A 4,898-nucleotide genomic window follows, 5' to 3' on the forward strand; every position below is an offset into this window, starting at 1 on the left:
GAATTATAATTACTATCACCACTATCGCGGGCTTCCATGATGCTTCCAGCAAAGACAGTTTTCACCGTTCCTTCAGCATATCCACTTCCGGAATTGGAATCAGGAGTTATTGCAATCTGGAAGTTCAGACCAGCAGGCACACCAGCATCAGAAGAAACTGCTCTTATCTGACCTTTACTTGAGATCTGAGCACTATTTACATTGATAAGGCTACTCTTGGCTGACACTATATTGCAGAAGGCCGGAAGGACATTGCTTGCACTGTTTGAGAAAACACATCTTATGTTTCCATCTCCAGAAGCATAATTACCGGCTACAGAGAGGGTGTACTCTTCCTCACCAACAAGATGTGCACCCTCATTACTGGCATAGGTCAGAACCTTCTGGGATTCAACATTGTATAGCCCACTCGATTGATCCTTAGAACTGAAATCAAAGTTCTTGTTCATACTGAGCTTGCCACCATTTGTCATGATAGAATCACGATAGGTAATGTCTGCAATCGATTGAGAAGCACCAAGAATACCAGTAGGAATTGCTCCAGGTGAGGCAATAACCCAAGACAACATAGTATTGTCAGAAACAAAACCAGTGACATCAATTACAGTATCAATGGAAAAGACCTGATTTTCCGGTGTCTGATTGGGAAGCCGATCACCCACGGCATGACCCATAATAGCCATAAAAACCGCCAACCCAACACAGACTATTATTCCACATTTCACAATAGTTCCCCACTCCCATACCTGAAAACCTCAGGTAATAAGGGTACATTATGATCAGAGAAATAAGTAGTTTCTCAAAAAAATCTTGTAAAGCGAATAAACCGAGAATATCAATTCAAGCGATAAATGGACAGATAAATAACAAAAGAATTCGCACAGATAACAAAAAAAAGATTCCCTAAAGGGAAATTATGAGGTATTAAGATTATACCTTGAATCCGGACTGGTATGCAAAGGCCTTCTGCAGGGTCTTTATGCCGCCGGTGACTTCGGTGTTGTCTTTCCAGCTGTTGGTTGCAGAGGTCTTGTTCCAGGTTGCACTTGCGGAGTTGTAGTTGCTGTCGCCACCGTCACGGGCTTCCATGATGCTGCCTGCGAATACGGTCTTGACTGTACCCTCTGCAAAGCCGCTGCCGGAGTTTGCATCAGGAGTAACTGCAATCTGGTAGTTCAGACCTGCTGGAACATCAGCGGTGTCTGCGGTTGCACGGATCTGTCCCTTGGTGGAGACCTGTGCGCTGTTAACATTTACAAGACTGCTCTTTGCAGAGACAATGTTGCAGAATGCTGGGAGAATTGAACCGTTAAGGGTTGAGAACACACAGCGGATGTTGTTGTCTGCGCTTGCATAGTTACCTGCAACGGACAGAGTGTACTCTTCCTCGCCGACAAGGTGTGCACCTTCGGTGCTGGCGTAGGTCAGAACCTTCTGGGACTCAATGTTGTAGAGACCGCTGCTCTGGCTCTTTGAGTTGAAATCAAAGTTCTTGTTCTCAGCGAGCTTTCCACCGTTGGTGAGGATTGCATCCTTGTAGGTGACGTCAGAGATTGTCTGGCCTGCTCCAAGGATTCCGGTTGGAATCTTACCTGGTCCTGCAATTACCCAGGACATGGTGGACTTGTCGTCGACTGCACCAGTTGCGTCGATAACGGTGTCAATTGAAAAAATCTGATTCTCTGGGGTTGCGTTGGGCAGACGGTCTGCTGCTGCAAACCCGGTAACTGCCACAAGGGCAACCAGTGCAACAATTGCTGCAAATACGAACTTCATTTATTTCCTCCTACATTTCATGCTGATACTCTCAGCATCAACATAGACACGTTGTCGGTAACGAGTTATATATTTTCTGAGTTTTCGAATTGAGCAAATTGTGGTTTACCTCTCATTCAATTCAAAAAATGGATAATTAGTGTCGAATTACTTCCGCATTATCGTGATATATCCGCTATGACAAACACGGGTTGAAGGTCTTGTTCCCCTCTCACCCCTATCCATATCACGCATAATACACTCGTATGAAGAGCACTCACTAAACAAACCTTTTGCACCATCAAATGCCAAAGCCATTTGTTCAAAAAAGGGCGTGTAACAGGAAAGATATCCGCCGGGTTTGAGAACAGAGTAGGCATGGATTACATGCTCTTTGGTAAGCCCGAGATCCAAATGAACCACATCGTACATCCGTGTTTCTTTCAGGATATCTCCGGTTATTATCTCCAGATTCTGGATCCCTGAATCAGAAACAGTCAACCTGGCCTGCTCTGCAGATTCAGCCCTTCGCTCGTATGAGGTTACCTGAGCCGCCACTCCTGCAAAAAAGATCGCTGAAATCCCGCTGCCAGTGCCGGCATCCAGAACATAATCATGCTTATTCATCCCGGTCAGACCAATCACAAGACCAATATCACGAGGAAGCATGGGAGCGGTACTTCTTTTTGCATACTCAAAAAAGTCAGTAGATCTTGGAAGACGTATAGAAAGCTCTTTTCCCGAATGTGTGCGGATGACATCACCCGGCTCCTTTCCAACTATCTGTCCCAGATCAACAAGTCCAAGATCAGTGCCAAGTTTCCCATCTGATGGCCGGACAAACCAGGATTTGCCATTACCAGAAAGAATGACCCGATCAGACAGACCAATCATTCGGCCTTTCCGGTTAGGTTCAGAATTGCATCAGCAATGTCACCATTCGACTTTTCAAGGGCTGATCTGGCAGTTTCTACAGATACACCCGCCTGCTCAGCAACGAGTGATATATCCTCATCAGGTATTGCCAGAGCTGCTTCCTCAAACCGTGGTTCACCGGTAATCTGCCAGGTAGTTATCCCCTGCATCTTCATTATCGCAACTTCAGCCTGGTCAAAAACATATCTTCCTTTAGGCGTTGTGATCACAATCTCCTGGACATCATCTACCGGGCGGACATCCATTCCGAGTTGTTTCATCATCTGCTTCATCTTTCGGGGGTTCATTCCAGGTATCATTCCTTATCCTCCTGATCTCTTCCTTTTCGTACAGATACTGCAACTCCACATTCTGACAAAACCATCTCTCTTCCTGATATCATGGCATCACCTACAGCCTGAAGAGTCCCATCACCAGACATGACAAGTACCTCATCTCCAGCCTGAATATCCGGAGAGGCTTGAGTTACATGTTTTGCAAAAACGCTCTTCCCAATAGCAATGTATGGGCAGACATCTTCACGGACTATCACCCTGCTCCGGGATGGATCCAGAATTCGAGACAGCCGTTCTCCACCTAAAAGACCCAGCGTTAGTCGTCCGTCATGGGCCCGAAGGGTTGCAAGTCGTCGGTCATCAAGCATAACCTGCCTGACTCCTCCCCTTCGGGAAGTGATAAACCGGCAGCTTTGTGGAAATAACTGAACACCAACACCCTTTCCAAACTGATAGTCAGCAAGAATCTGAACTCTTTTGAGCATATTGCTGCTTTATTATACGGTTGACATCTTCGATAAACTCTCGTTCAGCTTCACGTGGAATAAATGCCCCTGCTGCTATACGGTGACCACCACCTGACGAACCATCAAATCGTTCACATGCTACACAGAGGGCTTTCTGAAGATCAACTCCTTTATCCACAACTTCTGGCTTTGTTCTCATTGAAATCTTGGTTTTAGAGGGATCAAGAGAATCTTCGCACATTATTAATATGGGCTTTTCAGGATTGAGCCTGGAGAGCGACATCCCGGCACCGATGCCAACAATGGTATCAGGGAACCGATCTCCAACATGAATATAAAGCAGATGAGAGAGTTCGGAGACTCCGGTATCAGTAATATACTCCATCACTTCCCTGATCTTGGTCCGATGATTTTTGAGCATCTGTTCAGCCTCCCGGTATGCCGTCACCCTGTCCCCGCGACATATTGCCCCTCCAAGTTCTGGCCTTTTCCATCTTCCGCACGAATTGAGGAGGGTAGCATATTCAGAAGCATTACGGAGGGTTGCCTGGATTTTGCTCTCGTCAGGAAAGAGATAATGATCAGCAAACAGCCTATCCAGGTTCTTTTCAAAAGCCATCATTTGATCAATAATAGAACAGACCACTGTCTGCTTTTCGTCAAATGATAGTGACTCCCAAACCGGCCACCGATTTGCAGAAACCGATTTGATCCCTATCCTTTCAAGGAATCGTCTTGCACCATCAGGATCATGGGACACCCCAGGGATGTCAATGTCATCCGAATATGCAAGCGCATTTGGAAGAGGCCTCGTGGATATCCCGTAAATATTGAGATCATGTTCCAAGACCTCAACATTGCCATAGCCCACCCCATCTGACAATATCTCATGAGCAGGACCTGATAATTTCAGGGTCTCCCGGTCCATCATGTCTCCGATATTGCCAATAACAGCCAGTTTGGCAAGGTCACGATTGATCTCATCCATCTCACGGGCAACCAGATAGGCTACTCCGGCGGCACTCATCTTTTCAAATCCATGGAGAAGACAGTTTACCTCCAGATACCCTGCATCTGCAGGCTGGCTTACGTGATGATCGATGATAACAACATCTTTCGGACGAATCCCCTTTTCCTGCAGCATTGTCTGCTGACCTGAACCAAAGTCTGAAAATATCTTGAGAGAATCATCATCAGGAATCTCATGAAGAGTGAGGGGATCCAGTTGTCTGATGTAGATGCTCCGGACAGGGATTCCTGCACGTGAAATCGCCTGTGAAAGAATTGATTCGCTGGATATGCCGTCAGCATCAATGTGAGAGATGACAGTTGCTGATTTGCATGAAAGAATCGTTTCGGCAGCAGACCGTACATCCTTATCAAGACTCATTTAATGTATGATATGGGGCCTACGAAGAAAAGGATGAGCACCTGCGTGATGTGATCCAAATGAAATTCTATGCAA

At 46.1% G+C, this 4,898-nt stretch carries 6 protein-coding genes; all 6 read right to left on the reverse strand.

Going from position 1 to position 4,898, the window contains the following annotated elements:
- On the reverse strand, positions 1-725 hold a 725-nt coding region (locus tag VN429_RS03540), incomplete at its 3' end, for a hypothetical protein (protein WP_325629861.1).
- Between the two features lie 205 nt (positions 726-930).
- The gene (locus tag VN429_RS03545; protein WP_325629863.1) at positions 931-1,776 is read right to left on the reverse strand and encodes a hypothetical protein; all 846 of its coding nucleotides are present in this window, start codon (positions 1,774-1,776) and stop codon (positions 931-933) included.
- A gap of 147 nt (positions 1,777-1,923) precedes the next feature.
- On the reverse strand, positions 1,924-2,649 hold the full coding sequence (locus VN429_RS03550) for a methyltransferase domain-containing protein (protein ID WP_325629865.1): 726 nt from the start codon (positions 2,647-2,649) through the stop codon (positions 1,924-1,926).
- The gene (locus VN429_RS03555; protein ID WP_325629867.1) at positions 2,646-2,990 is read right to left on the reverse strand and encodes a nascent polypeptide-associated complex protein; all 345 of its coding nucleotides are present in this window, start codon (positions 2,988-2,990) and stop codon (positions 2,646-2,648) included. Before VN429_RS03555 ends, VN429_RS03550 begins: the two co-directional genes overlap by 4 nt.
- Positions 2,987-3,451, reverse strand: a complete 465-nt coding sequence (locus tag VN429_RS03560; RefSeq protein ID WP_325629869.1) for a PUA domain-containing protein — start codon at positions 3,449-3,451, stop codon at positions 2,987-2,989. Before VN429_RS03560 ends, VN429_RS03555 begins: the two co-directional genes overlap by 4 nt.
- The gene (locus VN429_RS03565) at positions 3,423-4,823 is read right to left on the reverse strand and encodes a RecJ family nuclease (protein ID WP_325629871.1); all 1,401 of its coding nucleotides are present in this window, start codon (positions 4,821-4,823) and stop codon (positions 3,423-3,425) included. The genes VN429_RS03560 and VN429_RS03565 overlap by 29 nt, the downstream gene beginning before the upstream one ends.
- Between the last annotated feature and the right edge of the window lie 75 nt (positions 4,824-4,898).

It is taken from the genome of Methanospirillum sp., assembly GCF_035560735.1.
GTDB lineage: Archaea > Halobacteriota > Methanomicrobia > Methanomicrobiales > Methanospirillaceae > Methanospirillum.

Coding starts and splice junctions, on each gene's coding strand:
- VN429_RS03545 (WP_325629863.1), bottom strand. CDS start 1,776: ATGAAGTTCGTATTTGCAGCAATTGTTGCACTGGTTGCCCTTGTGGCA.
- VN429_RS03550 (WP_325629865.1), bottom strand. CDS start 2,649: ATGATTGGTCTGTCTGATCGGGTCATTCTTTCTGGTAATGGCAAATCC.
- VN429_RS03555 (WP_325629867.1), bottom strand. CDS start 2,990: ATGATACCTGGAATGAACCCCCGAAAGATGAAGCAGATGATGAAACAA.
- VN429_RS03560 (WP_325629869.1), bottom strand. CDS start 3,451: ATGCTCAAAAGAGTTCAGATTCTTGCTGACTATCAGTTTGGAAAGGGT.
- VN429_RS03565 (WP_325629871.1), bottom strand. CDS start 4,823: ATGAGTCTTGATAAGGATGTACGGTCTGCTGCCGAAACGATTCTTTCA.